Raw genomic sequence first — 18,157 nt, 5'->3', positions numbered from 1 at the left:
TTAATTGTACAGATTTGTATTATTTCTTTACGGTTATACCCTATATTTATTTAAAATGGCATGGCCCATCTTTCTCAATCTAAATAATATTCCATGAATATCTCAAGCATAGACAAAACAATAAGAGCTGTTCTAAAATCAAGCTACTATAAGATACCAAGATTCCAAAGACCCTATTCATGGGAGAAAGAACATATTGAAGACTTTTGGAATGATTCTATTAGGGAGAGCAGTGGTGACTACTTTATAGGTTCGATGGTTGTATACGAAATATCAAATGACACCTTTGGTGTTGTCGATGGCCAACAAAGGTTGACAACAATTACAATGTTACTTGGAACTATAAGAGAAGCCTTTAAAAGTATAGGTGAAGAAAGTTTAGCAAAAGGGACACAAGGCATGATAGAACGGAAAGACCTGGATGATGAATTAAATTATGTCTTACAAACTGAGAGTAGCTACCCATTTTTTCATGAGAATGTTCAAAAATTTGATGCTTCTGAGGTAACAGATATTCCAGCAAAAAAAGAAGAAGAACATATTAAAAAGGGCTATGATTTATTAAAGTACCTAGTAGAAAAAGAAATAGAATCTATAGAAGTTAGTACAACAATTTCTGCCAAGGAAAAGCATAAACAGAAAATTGAAGCCCTAAAAAATATTAGAGATAAGATTTTAAATCTCAAAGTAATATATATAGAGCTTGACAATGAAGATGATGCATATATAATTTTTGAAACTTTAAATACTAGGGGGAAAGATTTACGAGTATCAGATTTAGTGAAGAACCATCTCACAAAGATGTTACCAAAAAAGAATAAATCTGTTGATCTCTCAAAAGATAAATGGACTGAAGCACGCACAATTATTGAAGGTTCAAATGCAGATTTGAACATGGATAGCTTTTTACATCATTTTTGGCTTTCAAAATATGAATTCACAACTCAGAAAAAATTGTTCAAATCTTTGAAACAAACAGTTGACAGAAAAAACGCTAAAATATTTCTTGATAGTATATTAAACGAAACACGGATTTATAGAGAGTTTCTTGATATAACTTATCGAGAATGGAAAAAAGAAGAATTAGACTTGAAAAATTCATTAAATGCATTGAATATTTTTAGGGTAAAACAGCAAATACCTATGTTACTTTCTGTTATGAGAGAATACGAAAGAGGAGGTCTTAAACTAAAGAGGGTAAAAGATATTGTAAATGCTATTGAGTGTTTCCATTTTATATTTACTGCAGTAACCTCTCAAAGATCCTCGGGGGGGATTTCATTTATGTACGCTTATCATGCAAGACAGCTTGACCAAGCAACCCCAAATGATAAAACACAAGCTTTGGATGAATTAAAACAAAAACTTCGCAAGAAATTGCCCACAAAAGATGAATTTATTGCAAACCTAATGGAATTAAATTATAGCTCAGTTTATACTAAAGAAAAAGCTCTTGTTAAATATATTCTGACTAAATATGACAATTATTTTTCTCAGAAATCAAAATCCGGAACATCAATAGATTATAATCATATGACAATTGAGCATATTTATGCTGAAAAGGACACTTCAAAATCAATTGGTATTTCAGACATAGGTAAAATAGGCAATCTTCTTCTGATAGAAGAAAGTTTAAATGGACAATTAGGAAACAAAAAATTTTCAAATAAGCATCCTATCTACCTAAAATCTAAAATATTCCTTGATGATGAGGTTAGAAATGCTTCGGATTGGGATAAGTCTAATATTCTAAATAGGACAGAAAAAATTGCTGAAAAACTATTTGATAAAGTATTCAAATTCTGAAAAACTCACCTCAAAACCCGCTTCAACTCCCTCAACACCGTCACCACATCCTGTAGTTCCCGTTGCTCAAAAGTGTCCTGTTCCACATAAAAGAGCATTTCCACAGCCAAATCCAAATATTCTACCAAAACTTCTGTAGTACCAAAGGTATCAACGATCCACTCGTTCAGTTCCGTGATTTGGGATTCGGTCATTTTCAACGCATTTTCACTTATATCTAAAGATATAAAACTATTTTGAAAAGCCACTAATTAGTAGTAATTAATTAATGGCCCCGTAGATTTCTTTACACCATGGACAAATCAAAGGAAATCAAGAAACTGGCCCATCGTATCAAATCGTTACGAATCCAAAAGGGGTACACGAGCTATGAAAATTTTGCTTTTGAAAAGGACATACCCCGTGCCCAATACGGGAGATATGAAACAGGCACAGATATTCAATTCACAAGTTTGCTAAAAATTGCCCAAGCTTTTAACATGACCTTGGAGGAATTTTTCAGTGAAGGGTTTGATTAAGGATAGATGAAAACATTAAAATCAATATTATTCCATTTCTCCAAAGCAATAATTTTATTATTGTGCTTTACGGCATTTGGACAACAACAAACCAAAGCTCTCGATTATATGAACGAACAATTTGAAGAATTCATTGCCAAAAAGAAATTTGTGGAAGAAGGATTTTATCCGGGAATAGCTGAGGAAAAATTGCGGCCCATTTTCACTGAGAAAATCAATTTGGCGGCAAAGGATTTTCAAAAAGTTGCTACATCCTCTAATCCAACAAACGAAAGATATATGGAAGCGATAAAAACAGGTCTATCCCGATTTTCAGAAATTTATTTGGAGTTGGATACTGAGGACAGGGAACAGGTTTGTGTCTATTTTGAAGAGTTGATGGATATTGTTGGCTTGGAGAGCTCCAATGGCCAACTCAACATGTTCATGTACGGATTCGATCCTTCAAAAAGAAACTAATTTTTAATCTATTGTCACCCTGAATTTAGTTCAGGGTCCATCCCCATAACCAAAAGATGAGATGCTGAAACCAGTTCAGCATGACCCGTTCACCTTTCACCCAAAATCCTTTTACCCCCAAGACCCTTCCCCAACACCTTTTACCCAACTCATTTGGAAACATCATTTAATATTTAGATATTTATCTAAATAACTAATAAAATGAATTCCCTCTTCAAAGCCCTTAATGATGAAACGCGACGACAGATCGTGGAACTACTCAAGGAAAGGGACATGAACGCGGGGGAGATTGCCGAACGGTTCAACATTTCCAAGCCCAGCATTTCGCACCACTTGGACATTTTGCGCCAGGCCAACTTGGTGACCAGCGAAAAAAAGGGACAGTTTGTGGAATACTCCCTCAACACCACCATTTTGGAAGATTTGCTCAATTGGATACTAACCTTAAAGAAATGACCATGAACCTAAAAAAAGAACTGCCACTCATTGGAGTTGTGCTACTGCCCTTTCTATACTTGGCCTATATATGGAACCAACTGCCCGAACAGGTGCCCTTGCACTACAATATCAAGGGAGAGGTGGACCGCTATGGCGATAAATCCGAGCTCATCATGATCCCTATCATGATGCCCTTGCTGATCTATGTGATTTTTTTGGTGGTTCCCTACATCGACCCCAAAAAGCAATTGCACAAAATGGGCAACAAGTACTACACGCTAAAACTTTTGCTGACCGTTTTCATGTCCATACTGGCGCTCATCATCCTCTACACGGCCAAGAACCAATCTTGGTCCAATCCCAGCTATATCCTGCTGATGATGGGTGTGCTTTTCATCATTTTGGGAAATTACTTCAAGACCTTAAAAGCCAATTATTTTATCGGTATCCGAACTCCATGGACACTGGAGAGCGAGTACGTCTGGAAGGAAACCCACAAAACGGCGGGCAAAATCTGGTTTGTTGGGGGTATTTTGGTGGTGCTTTTTAGTTTGATCTTAGATCAAAAAACCAACTTTATCGTGTTTATGTCCATTACCGGAATCCTGGCACTGGTCCCTATTGTACATTCCTATCTCTTGTACAAAAAACAAAAGGAAAGCCAACAATAGTCTCCCCAAGGAAACATTGCAGCACACGACTTAAAAGTTCAGGTTGAAAAATCAGATTTTCTGCAACCAATAGCGCATATCCACCTCTTTGGAGATGATGTCCTTCACTTCGGAAAGTTTCACACGTTGTTGATCCATGGTGTCCCGATGGCGGATGGTGACGGTATCATCTTCCAAGGTTTGATGGTCCACGGTGACACAGAAGGGCGTTCCTGCGGCATCTTGACGACGGTAACGACGGCCTACGGCGTCCTTTTCATCGTAATCCACATTGAAATCCCATTTCAGTTCGTCCACCAATTTTTGGGCGACTTCTGGGAGTCCATCCCGTTTCAACAACGGTAGAACGGCCACTTTGTAGGGGGCCAACACAGCAGGAATCTTTAATACGGTACGGGTTGTGCCGTTCTCAAGTTCTTCTTCTTGTAGTGAATTAGAGAACACGGCCAAGAACATACGGTCCAGACCAATGGAGGTTTCCAACACGTAGGGCACGTAGCTTTCGTTCAACTCTGGGTCGAAGTACTGCAATTTTTTTCCGGAATATTTTTCATGGTTGCCCAAATCGAAGTCGGTACGGGAGTGGATTCCCTCCAACTCCTTGAACCCGAATGGGAACTTGAATTCGATATCGGCCGCGGCATCGGCGTAGTGGGCCAATTTTTCATGGTCGTGGAAACGGTAATTATCGGCTCCCATTCCTAAAGAGAGGTGCCACTTCATTCGCTTTTCCTTCCATGCCTCGTACCACTCCATTTGGGTACCCGGCTTGATGAAGAACTGCATTTCCATCTGTTCAAACTCCCGCATACGGAAAATGAACTGACGGGCCACGATCTCATTTCGGAAAGCTTTCCCTGTTTGTGCAATCCCGAAGGGAATCTTCATACGTCCACTTTTCTGAACGTTCAAAAAGTTGACAAATATACCTTGTGCGGTCTCCGGCCTAAGGTATAGGTCCATGGCACTATCGGCTGAGGCACCCAATTTGGTACCGAACATCAGGTTGAACTGCTTGACATCCGTCCAGTTTTTAGATCCGGATATGGGACAAACGATTTCCAACTCCTCGATCAAGGCCTTCACATCGGCGAGATCTTCTTTTTCCAAGGATCTTGCCATGCGTTTCAGGATGGTATCGGCCTGGGCCTGATATTCGATGACGCGCTGGTTGGTGGACAAAAATTGTTCTTTATCAAAACTGTCACCAAAACGTTTTTCTGCCTTGGCCACTTCTTTATCGATCTTTGCTTCAATCTTGGCGACATGGTCTTCGATCAAAACATCGGCACGGTATCTTTTTTTGGAATCCTTGTTGTCGATCAACGGATCGTTGAAGGCATCCACGTGGCCAGAGGCCTTCCAAGTGGTGGGGTGCATAAAAATGGCGGCATCGATGCCCACGATGTTCTCATTGAGCTGCACCATGGCCTTCCACCAATATTCGCGAATGTTTTTCTTTAGCTCGGCCCCGTTCTGCCCGTAGTCATACACTGCGCTGAGTCCATCATATATCTCACTGGATTGGAACACGTACCCGTATTCCTTCGCATGGGAGATTACCTTCTTAAAAATGTCTTCCTGATTTGCCATTGGGCAAAAATAGAATTTTACCCAAAAAGAAATGCGCTATTTCAACTGAAATTCAGTGGAGGCGAGCAATCTTTCGTCCTCAAACACATTCAAGGTATAGATTCCCTCCACCAATGATGCTTCGGGAACGGTTATGGCGTCGCAGATACTGATCTCTTTTCCGGTGTAAACGATTTCCACTTTCTTGCTATAAGTGTTCCCGCTCACAGAAATGGTGTTGGCATTGTCCTCGATGACGGCCATATTGGGGTCCAAAAATTGGAGGTACAACACCTTGATGTCGCCTTTTTCATTGGCATCGCTCAAAATAGTGACACAGCCCCGCAATTTTTCAATAGTGGAAGCCTTGTTGGTCTTGATGGGCCTGCCTGCCCTTAATCGGAAACCGCTTCCTTCGGCATCCTGTAGTTTTAAGTAGCTTTTGATCTTGAGCTCGCGGGTGAGTTCCCTGTTGGTTTCCCGTAGCAGGGACTCTGTTCGCTCCATATTGCTGGCCCTGCCCCTCAAATCCTCAAGTTGCTTGCGGGTCTCTTCATACCTACTGGCCAAAAGACTATTGTTGTACCGGAGAAAGTTGTTCTTGAGTTTTAGGCTATCAAAACGGATTTCCAACTTACGTAGTTCCTTTCGGGTCTCTTTTAATTTGGTGATACTGAAGTTCAATCGGCCCACGGAGTCCAACAATTGTTGCACCCGGAACCTAGAGGTCTGCAATTCTATATCGTTCACTTCATTGAGTCCTGATAAACGGTCCACTTCGGCCTTCATCAGGGTCAGGTCCTTCACCAAAAGGGATTTCTCCTGTTCCAAAAAGGACATTTGGTTCTTGGACTGTGCATAGCTGTAGTAGAAGGCTATCAAAATACCCACAATGACCGCAACAAGCGCAGCAAAGATAATCTTGTAGTTGAAATTGTTATCTTGGGGGTTCATGGATTGACAGACTACTCTAACGCGTATAAGATTTGACACCAAAAAGGTTGGCTAAGATAATAAACGAGATTAACAACATCCTATTGCCAAGGGTATGTTTTGGATGTAATGCCCAATTATTTAGGGGAGAACACATTTTGTGTGCAGTTTGTCGACATGATGTGCCACTCACCGATCATAACTTTCTGGAAGAAAACGCAGTAGACCGTATGTTTTATGGAAGAATCCCGATAAAAAAGGCGGCTTCGTTCATTTTTTTCCCTAAAAATGGCCTGGTAAAAAACTTGATCCATTGGTTGAAATATAAAAACCAAGAAGAGATAGGGAGCTTTTTGGGGGATTGGTGTGGCGCCCATCTTCAAAATGATGCCGGCCTTGGAAAGATAGATGTGGTGGTCCCGGTCCCGCTACACCCCAAAAAACAGAAAAAGAGGGGATATAACCAAGTAGCACTCTTTGCTCAAAAAATAGCGGAGAGCCTCCATGCCGAGTACAGGGATGACATCCTCGTAAAGGGCGTGAACATAAAATCACAGACCAAAAAGGATCGGCATCTGCGTTGGGAGAGCTCCAAAGAAGCTTTTTGGGTAAACCCTGACTGCAATCTCAATTTCAGGCATGTGCTCTTGGTGGACGATGTAATCACCACAGGCTCCACCATGGAATCCTGTACAAGAGCCCTATTACAGCTTGAAAAGGTGGAGGTCTCCTTGCTGAGCATGGCCGTGGTGCAGCAGGGTTAAAATTTGTGAATCCCTTGCCCCAGTTTTCAAATTAGTTGTTTCTTTGTCCCACATTGGTTTTAGGCATGGTGTACTTAAAAAAAGTGTTGGGGTTTCTATTCCTCGCCTTCATGGTTCTGGCGCTTTGGCAATGTGCCAAAAGAGGGTCTCCGAGCGGTGGCCCCAAGGATGTAACGCCCCCAAAATTGGTGCGCACGGAGCCTGAAAACTTCAGCATCAACTTCAAGGCCCAGAAAATACGCCTCTATTTTGACGAGCTCATCAAGTTGCAGGACGTGCAGAACCAATTGGTGGTCTCCCCTCCTTTCAAGAACCCTGCTGTGATCTCTCCACAAGGCACCCCAAGCAAGTACATTGAACTGACCATAAAGGACACCCTTCGGGAAAACACCACCTATACCATCAATTTTGGGCAAAGCATTGTGGACAACAATGAGGGCAACCCCAACAGATTTTTGACCTATGTTTTTTCCACCGGCGATTATATCGATTCCCTTTCCGTTTCAGGTGCCGTAAAGGATGCCTTTGACCGTAAAGCGGAAGAATTCATCAGTGTGATGCTCTACGAAATGGACAGTACCTATACCGATTCCACTATCTACAAAAGCCCTCCACTGTATATTTCCAATACCGGGGACAGCCTTCCTTTGTTCGAGCTCAAAAACCTGAAAGCGGGCAGATATGCCCTCATCGCGCTAAAAGATGTGAACAAGAACAATATGTTCGACCAAAAACAGGACAAAATCGGTTTTATCCAAGATACGGTCATTGTCCCCACGGACTCTACCTATGTGTTGAGCCTTTTTAAGGAAGTCTCTGATTATGCCGCTTCCGTGCCCAGTTATGTGGCCAAGAACAAAATCATCTTTGGTTTTCAGGGCAACCATAGGAACATGAAAATCGAGCCATTGACCGTATTGCCCGACTCTGTGAGGACCACCATCCAAAAGGAGCGGGGCAAGGACACCTTGAACTATTGGCTGACCCCCACCGATCTGGATTCCATCATCTTTACTGTGACCAACGATAGGATGAAAATGATCGATACCTTTACCGTAAAGACCCGAAAATTGCCCATGGATTCCCTAAGAGTGTCCACCAGTGCCAGTGGAAAGTTCAATCTGGAAGACACTTTTAGCCTACTTGCCAATACACCCATCACCGAAGTCGATACCAGCAAGGTAGGGCTGATGGTCAGTGATTCCATTCCGTTACCCTATACCCATGCCTTGGACACATTGGAGAACAAAGTAGATTTTGATTTTGATGTGGAACCCAACCAAAAGTACCGTTTCTCTTTTCTTCCAGGTGCCATTACCGATTTTTTTGGGATGCAGAACGACACACTGGACTATAGTTTCTCTACCAGTAGCCTAGCGGATTATGGCATCCTTCGCATGAACCTCGGCGGCGATGTGACCTATCCTGTCATCGTACAGTTGACCAACGAAAAAGGGGAAGTGCTGCGCGAGATCATTGCCACCAAACCCCAAGTTTTTGAATTCAACAGCCTTGAACCGTCCAACTATGTGGCACGCGTTATTTTTGACGAGAACGGAAATGGGAAATGGGACACGGGAAGCTACCTCAACAAAGTTCAGCCCGAGCGCATCAGTTACTACCCAGGGTTGATTGAGATACGGGCGAATTGGGAAAAAGAGGAAAATTTTATCCTTTCCAATTAAAATCGTCCCTGTCCTCCAAAAAGCGTAGTTTTTTTCGGGTAGATTCCACGTGCCCTTTGTCCAATATAGCATAGAGGATTTCCTCTTCATCAGAGTAGGCGATTTGTTTCCCCAGCACATCATAGACAGCCGAATGCCCTGGATATTCATGCTGTAAGCTGTCTTGGCCGATTCGGTTTGCCCCTACGCAGTAGGCCATATTCTCAATGGCCCGTGCCTTGAGCAGCGTATCCCACGCCTCGATCCTGGGTTTTGGCCAGTTGGCCACATAGATCAGCACATCATAATCTTCCACATTTCTGGCCCAGACCGGAAAACGAAGGTCGTAACAGATCAACGGACATAATTTAAAACCCCTAAACTCTACGATCAGTTTGTGTTTCCCAGCTTCATATACCTTATCCTCTCCCGCCAAGGTAAATGTGTGCTTTTTGTCGTAGGTACTGTATTTTCCATTGGGTTCCACAAAGAACAGTCGATTGAAATAGTTTCCATTTTCCGGAAAGAGGATACTTCCGGTCAAGGCCATGTTCTTTTGTTGGGCCAATCGCTGCATCCATTCCACCGTTTTCCTTCCTTCGGATGGGTCAATGTGCGCTGGTTCCATGGTAAACCCGCTGGTGAACATTTCAGGAAGCACGACCAAATCGACATCCTCTGAAATGGTATCGATCTTCTCCTCGAACATTTTTCTGTTCTGTTCCGGATTCTCCCAGTGAAGATGGGACTGTACGATTGCTATACGGAGGGTTTGGGCCATCACTTGTTTGCCAATAGTTTTACCAATGACTGTATGCCCTGTTCCCTGGCATGGTCCAGAGCGGATTTTCCTTTGGTATCCTTCATAGAGACATCGGCCCCATGTGCCAAAAGCAGTTCCGCCATATCTTCCCTGTTGAAGGTCACCGCATAGATCAAACAGGTAGCTCCCATGGCATTTTTATGGTTCACATTTGCCCCGGCATGGATCAATTGCTTTGCAATGTCCACATAACCCTTAAAACAGACGCCCATCAGTGCCGTGTTGCCGGACCCGTCCTTGGCATCGACCTTGGCCCCTTTTTCCAAGAAGTGTTTTACCAAATCTCCATGGCCATAATATGCGGCGAGCAAGAGTGGGGTCGACCCTCTTTGGTCTTGGGTCTCCAAGAGTTTGGGAACGGCATCCAGCAAGGATTTGACAGCATCCAATTGGCCATTCCGAATATGGTTGAAAAAATCTTCGTTACTGCTCATACTATGTTGAAAGTTATAAAAAAACTGCCACAACCTTAGTTGGTCATGGCAGTCTTTTGCAGTTTCTTTTCTTTTTCTATAGACTTATGTCAATTGTCAAAATCAGGCTAGATCGAAACGATCCAGATTCATCACTTTGGTCCATGCGGCCACAAAGTCCTTCACAAATTTAGCTTTGCCATCTTCTGAAGCATATACTTCGGCCAAGGCCCGCAAAATGGAGTTGGAACCAAACACCAAATCCACTCGGGTACCGGTCCACTTAAAATCGCCTGTTTTACGGTCACGGCCTTCATAAAGTGATTTTTCGTCACTGGTAGCCTTCCATTCGGTTGCCATATCGAGCAAGTTGACAAAGAAATCATTGCTCAACACACCCACATTATCTGTCAATACACCATGTCTTGAACCATCAAAGTTGGCACCCAACACACGTAGGCCTCCTACTAGAGCGGTCATTTCAGGTGTGGTAAGGGTCAACAATTGGGCCTTGTCCACCAACAAATGCTCAGCAGGTACTTTCACGCCTTCTTTCACATAGTTTCGGAATCCGTCGTATGGCAAGTTCAAGTAGTTGATGGCCTCCGTATCGGTTTGGTCCTGACGGGCATCGTTACGCCCAGGGGCAAATGGCACTTCAGTGGAAAAACCAGCATCTTTGGCTGCTTTTTCAACAGCGGCACTACCGGCTAGGACAATCATATCGGCCAAGGAGATTTTTTTGCCTCCACTGGCTTTGCTGTTGAAATCATCCTTGATTCCCTCAAGAACCTTGATGGTTTTATCGGTGCCTTTGTTCACTTCCCAGCTTTTCATGGGCTCCAAATTGATGCGTGCCCCATTGGCACCGCCTCGCTTGTCACCACCACGGAACGTGGCTGCAGATGACCATGCAGTATACACCAAATCGGAAACTGAAAGACCTGAATCCAACACTTTGGCTTTGAGTGCCTTTACATCAGAAACATCTACCAAGGTATAATCCACGGCTGGAATGGGATCTTGCCAGATGAGTTCTTCCTTGGGCACTTCTGGTCCAAGGTAACGGGAGCGTGGTCCCATATCACGGTGGGTCAACTTGAACCAAGCACGGGCATAAGCTTCGGCAAAGGCCTGGGGATCATTCAAGAATTTGCGGGAGATTTTTTCGTAAATAGGGTCAAAGCGCAAAGACAAGTCGGTCGTCAACATCGTTGGCTTCCTATTTGGTCCACCAAAAGGATCGGGAATGATGGCTTCGGCATCTTTGGCCACCCATTGGTGCGCTCCTGCCGGACTTTTGGTCAATTCCCATTCGTACCCGAACAAAAACTTGAAGAAATCATTGCTCCATTGCACCGGGGTGGAGGTCCAGACCACTTCCAATCCAGAGGTAAAGGCATCGGGGCCTTTTCCTGAGCCATTCTTATTGACCCAGCCCAGACCTTGCAGTTCCAACTCTTCCGTTTCTGGATCGGCACCTACTTTGGTGGCATCTCCATTACCATGTGTTTTGCCAATGGTATGGCCCCCGGCAATAAGGGCCACGGTCTCTTCATCGTTCATGGCCATGCGCTCAAAAGTTTCGCGGATATCGTGTGCAGCGGCCACAGGGTCGGGATTGGCGTCCGGTCCTTCAGGGTTGACGTAGATCAATCCCATTTGAACGGCAGCCAATGGATTCTCCAAATCGCGTTCTTCCTTATTGTGTGAATAACGGCTATTGGGCGTGTCACTTAGGGCCAACCATTCGGTTTCATTGCCCCAATATACATCCTGGTCTGGTTCCCAAACGTCCTCGCGTCCTCCGGCAAAACCAAAAGTGCGGAACCCGGTCGATTCCAAGGCTACGTTCCCGGCCAAGATCATAAGGTCTGCCCAAGATATTTTCTGACCATATTTTTGTTTGATGGGCCACAACAGACGTCGGGCTTTGTCCAAGCTCACGTTGTCCGGCCATGAGTTGAGCGGTGCGAAGCGCTGCTGTCCACGTCCACCTCCACCACGGCCGTCACCGGAACGATAGGTACCTGCACTGTGCCAGGCCATACGGATAAACAGGCCAGCATAACTGCCATAGTCGGCAGGCCACCAATCCTGCGAATCGGTCATGACGTCCAAAAGATCTTTTTTAAGCGCTGCGTAGTCCAATTTCTTGAACTCTTCGGCATAGTTGAATTTCTCCCCTAGCGGGTTTGATTTTTCCGAATGTTGGCTCAGAAGTTCCAACTTAAGTTGGTTGGGCCACCAATCTTTGTTGGTCGTACCTCCACCAGCTACCTGGTTCAGTTCACCGTTTAAAAAAGGGCACATTCCTTCGTCGGCCCCGTTCGCCAATTCTTTGCTCATGATTGTATGTTGTTTTAATTAGATTTTTCGCCTCCATAAAATTACAAAAATGCCGTTCTTCAGCATAGACAATTCATATTAAAATATTATAAAATCATAGATTAAACCTATTTAAACAAATGGTTTCATAGATTTTTCCATTTTGATAGACTAACCCCTCAATTTGGCGCATTTGACCCTCTTAGGGGTATATATTTACCATATCTTTATATTGGATTACATTGAGTAATCCAAAAACACAATCACAACAATCTAAAACACTGTAGAAATGAAAAAAATGATGCTACCCATGTTGGCGTTGGTCCTCTTCGGCTTTAGTAGAGATACGGGAAAGCTTACAGAGGAAGAGCGCAAGATGGCAAACCAACATTTGGCCGAAACCCGGGACCACATGTTGAACGTTTTGAACGGCCTTACCGATGAACAACTGAACTTTAAACCAGGTGATGGCTCCTGGTCCATTGCAGAAGGAGTGGAACACCTTGCCATTCTGGAAACCACCTTTGGGGATTTGGTGCACAAGTCCGTGGCCGATGGCCCCAACCCGGAGCTAAAAGATTCCTTGGTATTCAAGGACGAACAGATCATGCCCATGATAACGGACAGGAGCAGCAAAGTGAAAACCTCCGAAGCTTTTGAGCCCAGTGGTAAATTTGGTTCCCACGAGGAAACATTGCAAGCTTTTTTGGATAAGCGGAGCGAACTCATGGATTATGTAAAAACCACTGATGACGACCTGAGAAACCGCTTCAACAGCGATTTCCCATTTGGTACAGTGGATGCATTGCAACTCATTATATTCACTGCTGCCCACACCGAGCGCCATGTGCTGCAAATGGAGGAGGTCATGGCCCATGCCGATTTTCCCAAATAGACGGCCAAACAATACCATTTCATTAACATTAATTGGCAAACCCTTTCCAAAATGGAAGGGGTTCGTTTTTTACCTTTGGTGAAACACTAAAACACACGTATTATGAAAATCGCAAAATCAATTGCACTGGCTATGACGCTGCTGTTTGGAGTTAGTGTCTTGGCCCAGAGCAAAAAAGATCACAAAATAATGGACGATGCCCAAAAGGCAAAGCAAACCCTTTTGAATGCCCAACCAGGGCTGGAAGATTTTTTTGAGGATTCGGCAGGTTATGCCCTCTTCCCCAACGTGGGCAAGGGAGGCTTTATCATTGGCGGGGCCTCTGGGAACGGGGTCGTTTATGAGGATGGGAGTGCCGTGGGCATGGCCGACCTTAAAAAATTGAACGTGGGGCTACAGGCCGGTGGACAGGCCATCATCGAGGTCATCTTTTTTGAGACCGATGTGGACCTGGAGCGCTTTAAGGGCGGCGAGTTCCAATTTGCCGCGGAAACCTCTGCCGTGGCCCTAAAATCAGGGGTGGCCTTCAATGCCAAATACAAGGATGGCGTGGCCGTGTTTGCCCTGCCCAAGGCCGGTTTGATGGCCGATGCCTCCGTGGGCGGACAGAAGTTTGGGTATAAGGCTTTTTAAGGTAGCTCCATCGGTAAAGAATAAAGCCCCATTTTATGGGGCTTTTCTTTTTTAGGTTTACCGTTCATTCCCGTATCCCAGGGGTAAAATCCTGTGGGGCATTTTGGGGCTGGTTGATGGTCCCCGCATCACCGGTATCATTAAATATGGTCCATTCCGAGAAGGTATAGACCACATTTCCTTCGATAATGTTGCTGTTCCGCACTGCACGGCCATCCTCAAACTCGTGGTCGGTGCCGGAACCGTCCTCGCCGATTCTTCCAAAGACATCGATTACGGTGCCAAAAGGGTCCACCAGTTCCAAATTGTCATCCCCGTTGGAGTCTGCCGGGCTGTTGGTGGAGACGCCAAGATCTGGAGGAAAGCCATAGACCAGTTCAAACTCTGGGGCATTTGGGGAAATCACGAGTGTACTATTGGCACCAATGATGAAACCCGAGAGATCAATGGTGGAACTGATCTCCGTATTCTCGTTGGTATATCTTCGAAGTGTCCACAGGTTCAGGTCCAAAGGCTCTGGGGCCGAATTGTAGAGTTCCACAAAACGCGCCCCTGCATTATTATCAGGATCGGCGAGTTCTGAAATGAAAATTTGGGTGGAGGTAAATTCGGTGATGATTTCGGGGCAACGTTCATTTATCAACTCAAGATCGACCACGTCCCTTATGACCAATTGAGGTGTTTTGCCATCCTTGATCAGCACTCCGGTGACAGTCCCGTTTCCAAAAGGAAGCAAATTGGCCTGGAAATCGGAATACCCACTATTGAGCAGGACCAGTTCATTTTCCCCACAATCCTGAAGATTCCTTTCGGTTTCCTCTGCTGAAATCGCATAGGTTTCCCCAAGCTCCCTTTCCACCACCTCCAATCCTTCAAAACGCACCAAGGTGTTGACGGGTATGCTATCCAATTCTGAAATGGTGAAGAGGGTGGGTTCTGCATTCACCTCCTCACATGAGCGGAACACGTGTTCCATGACCTTCAGGCTGGGCAATCTGCCCACGGACACATTGCCAAAAGAGGTGAAGGCACTTCCCAACTTCATCGTTTCTCCCGTTTTCCCCAAGTAAAGTCCCTTCAACTTTACCAAAACCTTACTGTTCGCTGGAAAAAACAGATGGGAATCCCTAAGATCTATTTGGAGCAACACCCCTTGGGACGGATTTGTTGGAGCGTCCTGCAGGTAAATTTCCCCGAAAAAGTTCCCTGCCCTGTCCGAAGAAATGACAATACCTTCCAACACAAGGTCCTCGTGGATCTGGATTACTTCATCCCTCAAAAGCGTGTCCAACCCAGCAAAGCTGATGTTGGCCTTCAGGTCGGGGTTGCAATTTTCCTTCAGTGATCCAAAATCGGTAGGGTCCACACAACATACAATAGAGATTGCAGCAAAAGCCAGTATCGATTTAAACATTATATTTTTCATGGTCAATGGATTAAAAGCTTATCGCCAAATTCAAAAAATAGGTTCTTCCATAGCTGTACCAGTACTTTGGGCCAAAGGATGGCAAACCGCTCTGGTTGTCCTTCTGCCATTGCCCAAAATTTCCGTTCCTACTCTGTTCGTAGCCGCCCGTCCTGAATATGGAATCAAAGAGGTTGCCCACACTTGCAAAGGCACTGATGTACTTTTTGCCCACAATCCAAGATTTCCCGCCCACCAGATTGAGGAGGTAGATGTCGTCCAGGTTCCGTTGTTTCAACAATTTTTCCAAATTTTCAGGAGTAGCTTCCGGAAACGGCTCCCCGGTTTCCGGATCCAACAAAAAACTTTGGGTCCTGGTAATGGTCGAAATGCCGATGTAGTTGTTGGTAAGATAGTTGGCCGTGGCCCCGGCCCACCAATATTTTGGCGATCGGTACTCCACTCCCAAGGCAAAGGCCTTCTGTGGGCCCTGGGCCAATTTCAACCCTTTTAGGGAAGCAATGCCTAAATCGATGGTGCCATCGGGATCGATCAGGTCTTCCTCGGGCCCAGCGGTGTCAAAATTGATCTGTACGTTGGGGTCACTGGCATACACATACTGCCCCACATTGCCCACAGCAGTCAATTTTACGTTGGAAGAAGGTTCGTATTGCAAACCAAATTCAATCCCTTTGTGCAGTTTGTCCAGATCTGTGATGACCTCTTGCACGAAATCAGACCCCAGTCCTGAGTCCACAAAGAAGAAATTGATGTCCGTTGTGTTCTGGAATCGGGTGTAGAAGGCACTTATCCGCCCGGTCAATTGGGGCAACCGGACAAAATAATTGAGGTCAACGGAGGTGATGGTCTCCTTTTGAAGTGCTGAGACCACTTCGTTGTTTTCCCTGGGGTTGATAAAACTGTTCTGCAGGGTCGGTGGCCTTTCCATTTTTGCCCCATTTGCCGTGAACCAATGCCTTCCCGTCAGAAAATAACTGACACCACCCTTAAGTCCCAAACTTGAAAACGACAATTTCTCGCCCGAACCGAAGGAGTTTTCCAAAAAGCGTTCATTTTTGAACAGTCCGGTTCGCTGTGCATTGAAACTGGCGTACGAAACAGCGGCAAAACCGATCCATTTATTGCTGGTGTATGATCCTTGCACAAAGGTTTCCATTTGGGAGGCATCCAATTGGTAGTGGTAACTGGAAAAATCCCCGGCCATCTTTTCCAGACTTCCATCCACATCGTTCAAGGTCTGGGAAAAGGCATCCATATCCTCATAAAATTCCGCTCCCAACAAATCGGTGATCTGTGCATAGTTCTCCGATACCGTGGACTTGAAATTCCCGCCAAAACTGAGTTGAAAACGGTCGTTTGGGCTATAATTCAAGTTGCTGGATGCTGTAATTGTTTTATCATCCGACACATCATCATAAAGGATATAGGCCGCCTTTCCATCATTTTCACCATTGGCGATATACAGTTGCTGCCAGACCGTTTGCGGGTTATTCAAAAATGCCGCTGCCGCCAAATTTGCGTTGAGAAAATCAGCTCCAATGGAGCTGTTGATGTGGTAACTGGGCAGATAACGGTAGTAAGTAGGGTCTGGGTTGGGGGCATTGAAATAGCCCAATCGGCTCCTCGTATGGGTCCCGAATTGGTAGGCAATTCCGGTGTTCCATTGCAATCTTTCCTGTTGTAAGGCATAATTCACTAGGAAAAGGGGTTCAAAGAGGTCTCTTTCCCTTGAATTTCGAATCTTGCCATCCTGCTCTCCCCAATAGGGATTGTACTGATTCCCCACCAGTTCAAAAACCTCTTCGGTGAGTGCTGCGGAGCGTCCCCGTCTGTTCCTCGCCAAAATAGAGGTGAACGTGATGCTGTTGTGCGGATTGAATTGGTATTCCAAGGCCCCGAAAAAGGAGTAAGCATCGTATAGAGTGCCATCCACATATCCTTCCTTTGCCCATCTGCGTGAGCTCGAAACGGTATAGGCCAGTCCATTCTTGCCCAATCCAGAGCTGTAAGTGCCCATCAACCTGCCCCGATAGGTGCGGTTGGAGGCAGAACTGGACAGACGGATTCCGGGTCTCATCCCTGAAGGCCGGGTATCAATATGGGTATTGCCCAAAATGCCCCCGAAGGTATAGGGGTTGAGGGAGAGGGTATTGGTATATTCTTGGTTTCGCAACACATCGTTGAGCCCACCCCAATTGTTCCATTGGGGCCTCCCGTCAAAAAACTTGTTCATCGGGATGCCATTGATGAGCACATTCCCGTTTTGTGAATCGTAGCCCCGGACCTTAAAAAAGGCCTGACCAAAATCGAAGGCGGCGCGGTTCAGAAAAACATCCCTTGTGGATTGCAGAAGCCCCAATGCGCCCGAGATGGTTTCTTCATCATCCAACAATTCGCCATCTGTCAAGGTAATCAGGTTGTCCGTTTTTTCCTGGACAATGTCTCTTTCCAGATAAAGGATGCCCAAATCAATAGGGTTTCCTTCCAGATAGAGGGAAAACCGTTTCTCGACAAAATCTTGGGCAAACATCCGTAGGATATATTCCCCATGCTGCACCACTTCAATCTTGAAATAGCCGTTCTCATCTAAATTAAATTCATTTGAAGTGCCCTCCAACAAAAGGGAGGCGTTCTGAACGGGCAAACCTGTCCACTTTTCTTGCAGATGCCCTGTAATGACAGTACGTTCTTGTCCATATTGGGAGATGGAACAACAGAGTACGGCCACGAGTATAGCTGTTCTCATAGCGTATAAGTAGGTTAACAAAAAAGAGGCTGTAATTGCTTTACGAGGTATAAAAAGCAAACAATCTT

The 18,157-nt window shown here is 44.9% G+C and carries 17 protein-coding genes; 9 read left to right on the top strand and 8 right to left on the bottom strand.

Translation table 11 applies throughout. From position 1 onward, the window contains the following. Window positions 1–93: 93 nt before the first annotated feature. Window positions 94–1,806 carry a DUF262 domain-containing protein gene (locus tag D2V93_RS03840; RefSeq protein ID WP_119618464.1) on the top strand — a complete coding sequence of 571 codons (1,713 nt, stop codon included), beginning with the start codon at window positions 94–96 and terminating at the stop codon, window positions 1,804–1,806. Between the two features lie 5 nt (window positions 1,807–1,811). Here D2V93_RS03840 and D2V93_RS03835 read toward each other — a convergent pair whose 3' ends face one another. Then, window positions 1,812–2,000: a hypothetical protein gene (locus D2V93_RS03835; protein WP_119618463.1), complete on the bottom strand. Its 189-nt coding sequence runs from the start codon at window positions 1,998–2,000 to the stop codon at window positions 1,812–1,814. A 99-nt stretch (window positions 2,001–2,099) separates the two neighbouring features. On the opposite strand from D2V93_RS03835, the gene D2V93_RS03830 reads away from it, so the two are divergent. From D2V93_RS03830 to D2V93_RS03815, 4 genes are all read left to right on the top strand, one after another. Beyond that, entirely contained in the window at window positions 2,100–2,324 is a 225-nt protein-coding gene (locus D2V93_RS03830; protein WP_119618462.1) for a helix-turn-helix domain-containing protein, read from the top strand. A 108-nt stretch (window positions 2,325–2,432) separates the two neighbouring features. Further along, window positions 2,433–2,783 (top strand): DUF4844 domain-containing protein, encoded by a 351-nt coding sequence (locus tag D2V93_RS03825; protein WP_245978085.1) that lies wholly within the window; start codon window positions 2,433–2,435, stop codon window positions 2,781–2,783. A gap of 201 nt (window positions 2,784–2,984) precedes the next feature. Then, a complete protein-coding gene (locus D2V93_RS03820) occupies window positions 2,985–3,239 on the top strand; it encodes an autorepressor SdpR family transcription factor (RefSeq protein ID WP_072876099.1) in 255 nt (84 codons plus the stop codon). 2 nt (window positions 3,240–3,241) lie between these two features. Continuing rightward, window positions 3,242–3,892, top strand: coding sequence for an SdpI family protein (locus D2V93_RS03815; RefSeq protein WP_119618534.1), 651 nt, complete (start codon window positions 3,242–3,244; stop codon window positions 3,890–3,892). A gap of 51 nt (window positions 3,893–3,943) precedes the next feature. Here D2V93_RS03815 and D2V93_RS03810 read toward each other — a convergent pair whose 3' ends face one another. Next, on the bottom strand, window positions 3,944–5,485 hold the full coding sequence (locus tag D2V93_RS03810) for a glycine--tRNA ligase (RefSeq protein WP_119618460.1): 1,542 nt from the start codon (window positions 5,483–5,485) through the stop codon (window positions 3,944–3,946). 36 nt (window positions 5,486–5,521) lie between these two features. Further along, a complete protein-coding gene (locus tag D2V93_RS03805) occupies window positions 5,522–6,418 on the bottom strand; it encodes a hypothetical protein (RefSeq protein ID WP_072876105.1) in 897 nt (298 codons plus the stop codon). 296 nt (window positions 6,419–6,714) lie between these two features. On the opposite strand from D2V93_RS03805, the gene D2V93_RS18805 reads away from it, so the two are divergent. Both D2V93_RS18805 and D2V93_RS03795 read left to right on the top strand, forming a co-directional pair. Then, window positions 6,715–7,161 carry a ComF family protein gene (locus tag D2V93_RS18805; protein ID WP_245978084.1) on the top strand — a complete coding sequence of 149 codons (447 nt, stop codon included), beginning with the start codon at window positions 6,715–6,717 and terminating at the stop codon, window positions 7,159–7,161. 65 nt (window positions 7,162–7,226) lie between these two features. After that, the gene (locus D2V93_RS03795; protein WP_119618458.1) at window positions 7,227–8,846 is read left to right on the top strand and encodes an Ig-like domain-containing domain; all 1,620 of its coding nucleotides are present in this window, start codon (window positions 7,227–7,229) and stop codon (window positions 8,844–8,846) included. Here the strand turns inward: D2V93_RS03795 and D2V93_RS03790 are convergent. From D2V93_RS03790 to katG, 3 genes are all read right to left on the bottom strand, one after another. Next, window positions 8,830–9,606, bottom strand: coding sequence for an amidohydrolase (locus D2V93_RS03790; protein ID WP_119618457.1), 777 nt, complete (start codon window positions 9,604–9,606; stop codon window positions 8,830–8,832). The genes D2V93_RS03795 and D2V93_RS03790 overlap by 17 nt on opposite strands. Next, on the bottom strand, window positions 9,606–10,082 hold the full coding sequence (locus D2V93_RS03785) for an ankyrin repeat domain-containing protein (RefSeq protein ID WP_119618456.1): 477 nt from the start codon (window positions 10,080–10,082) through the stop codon (window positions 9,606–9,608). The genes D2V93_RS03790 and D2V93_RS03785 overlap by 1 nt, the downstream gene beginning before the upstream one ends. A 102-nt stretch (window positions 10,083–10,184) precedes the next feature. Further along, window positions 10,185–12,410 carry a catalase/peroxidase HPI gene (katG, locus tag D2V93_RS03780; RefSeq protein ID WP_220473617.1) on the bottom strand — a complete coding sequence of 742 codons (2,226 nt, stop codon included), beginning with the start codon at window positions 12,408–12,410 and terminating at the stop codon, window positions 10,185–10,187. A 268-nt stretch (window positions 12,411–12,678) separates the two neighbouring features. On the opposite strand from katG, the gene D2V93_RS03775 reads away from it, so the two are divergent. Then, window positions 12,679–13,284: a DinB family protein gene (locus D2V93_RS03775; protein WP_119618455.1), complete on the top strand. Its 606-nt coding sequence runs from the start codon at window positions 12,679–12,681 to the stop codon at window positions 13,282–13,284. Between the two features lie 102 nt (window positions 13,285–13,386). After that, window positions 13,387–13,917 carry a lipid-binding SYLF domain-containing protein gene (locus D2V93_RS03770; protein WP_119618454.1) on the top strand — a complete coding sequence of 177 codons (531 nt, stop codon included), beginning with the start codon at window positions 13,387–13,389 and terminating at the stop codon, window positions 13,915–13,917. Between the two features lie 64 nt (window positions 13,918–13,981). Here D2V93_RS03770 and D2V93_RS03765 read toward each other — a convergent pair whose 3' ends face one another. Together D2V93_RS03765 and D2V93_RS03760 are read right to left on the bottom strand one after the other, a co-directional pair. Then, window positions 13,982–15,343, bottom strand: coding sequence for a DUF5689 domain-containing protein (locus D2V93_RS03765; protein WP_119618453.1), 1,362 nt, complete (start codon window positions 15,341–15,343; stop codon window positions 13,982–13,984). Window positions 15,344–15,353: 10 nt separating this feature from the next. Continuing rightward, the gene (locus D2V93_RS03760) at window positions 15,354–18,089 is read right to left on the bottom strand and encodes a peptidase associated domain and porin domain-containing protein (RefSeq protein WP_119618452.1); all 2,736 of its coding nucleotides are present in this window, start codon (window positions 18,087–18,089) and stop codon (window positions 15,354–15,356) included. Between the last annotated feature and the right edge of the window lie 68 nt (window positions 18,090–18,157).

The organism is Flagellimonas taeanensis (assembly GCF_003584105.1).
GTDB classification, from domain to species: Bacteria; Bacteroidota; Bacteroidia; order Flavobacteriales; family Flavobacteriaceae; genus Flagellimonas; species Flagellimonas taeanensis.
This window is presented reverse-complemented; position numbering and strand designations above follow the sequence as displayed.

What these genes read in the sequence shown, in the direction of transcription:
- D2V93_RS03805 (WP_072876105.1), bottom strand. Translation starts at nt 6,418, where the DNA reads ATGAACCCCCAAGATAACAATTTCAACTACAAGATTATCTTTGCTGCG.
- D2V93_RS03785 (WP_119618456.1), bottom strand. Translation starts at nt 10,082, where the DNA reads ATGAGCAGTAACGAAGATTTTTTCAACCATATTCGGAATGGCCAATTG.
- D2V93_RS03795 (WP_119618458.1), top strand. Translation starts at nt 7,227, where the DNA reads ATGGTGTACTTAAAAAAAGTGTTGGGGTTTCTATTCCTCGCCTTCATG.
- D2V93_RS03770 (WP_119618454.1), top strand. Translation starts at nt 13,387, where the DNA reads ATGAAAATCGCAAAATCAATTGCACTGGCTATGACGCTGCTGTTTGGA.
- D2V93_RS03835 (WP_119618463.1), bottom strand. Translation starts at nt 2,000, where the DNA reads ATGACCGAATCCCAAATCACGGAACTGAACGAGTGGATCGTTGATACC.
- D2V93_RS03820 (WP_072876099.1), top strand. Translation starts at nt 2,985, where the DNA reads ATGAATTCCCTCTTCAAAGCCCTTAATGATGAAACGCGACGACAGATC.
- D2V93_RS03765 (WP_119618453.1), bottom strand. Translation starts at nt 15,343, where the DNA reads ATGAAAAATATAATGTTTAAATCGATACTGGCTTTTGCTGCAATCTCT.
- katG (WP_220473617.1), bottom strand. Translation starts at nt 12,410, where the DNA reads ATGAGCAAAGAATTGGCGAACGGGGCCGACGAAGGAATGTGCCCTTTT.
- D2V93_RS03840 (WP_119618464.1), top strand. Translation starts at nt 94, where the DNA reads ATGAATATCTCAAGCATAGACAAAACAATAAGAGCTGTTCTAAAATCA.
- D2V93_RS03810 (WP_119618460.1), bottom strand. Translation starts at nt 5,485, where the DNA reads ATGGCAAATCAGGAAGACATTTTTAAGAAGGTAATCTCCCATGCGAAG.
- D2V93_RS03815 (WP_119618534.1), top strand. Translation starts at nt 3,242, where the DNA reads ATGAACCTAAAAAAAGAACTGCCACTCATTGGAGTTGTGCTACTGCCC.
- D2V93_RS03760 (WP_119618452.1), bottom strand. Translation starts at nt 18,089, where the DNA reads ATGAGAACAGCTATACTCGTGGCCGTACTCTGTTGTTCCATCTCCCAA.
- D2V93_RS03830 (WP_119618462.1), top strand. Translation starts at nt 2,100, where the DNA reads ATGGACAAATCAAAGGAAATCAAGAAACTGGCCCATCGTATCAAATCG.
- D2V93_RS03825 (WP_245978085.1), top strand. Translation starts at nt 2,433, where the DNA reads ATGAACGAACAATTTGAAGAATTCATTGCCAAAAAGAAATTTGTGGAA.
- D2V93_RS03790 (WP_119618457.1), bottom strand. Translation starts at nt 9,606, where the DNA reads ATGGCCCAAACCCTCCGTATAGCAATCGTACAGTCCCATCTTCACTGG.
- D2V93_RS03775 (WP_119618455.1), top strand. Translation starts at nt 12,679, where the DNA reads ATGAAAAAAATGATGCTACCCATGTTGGCGTTGGTCCTCTTCGGCTTT.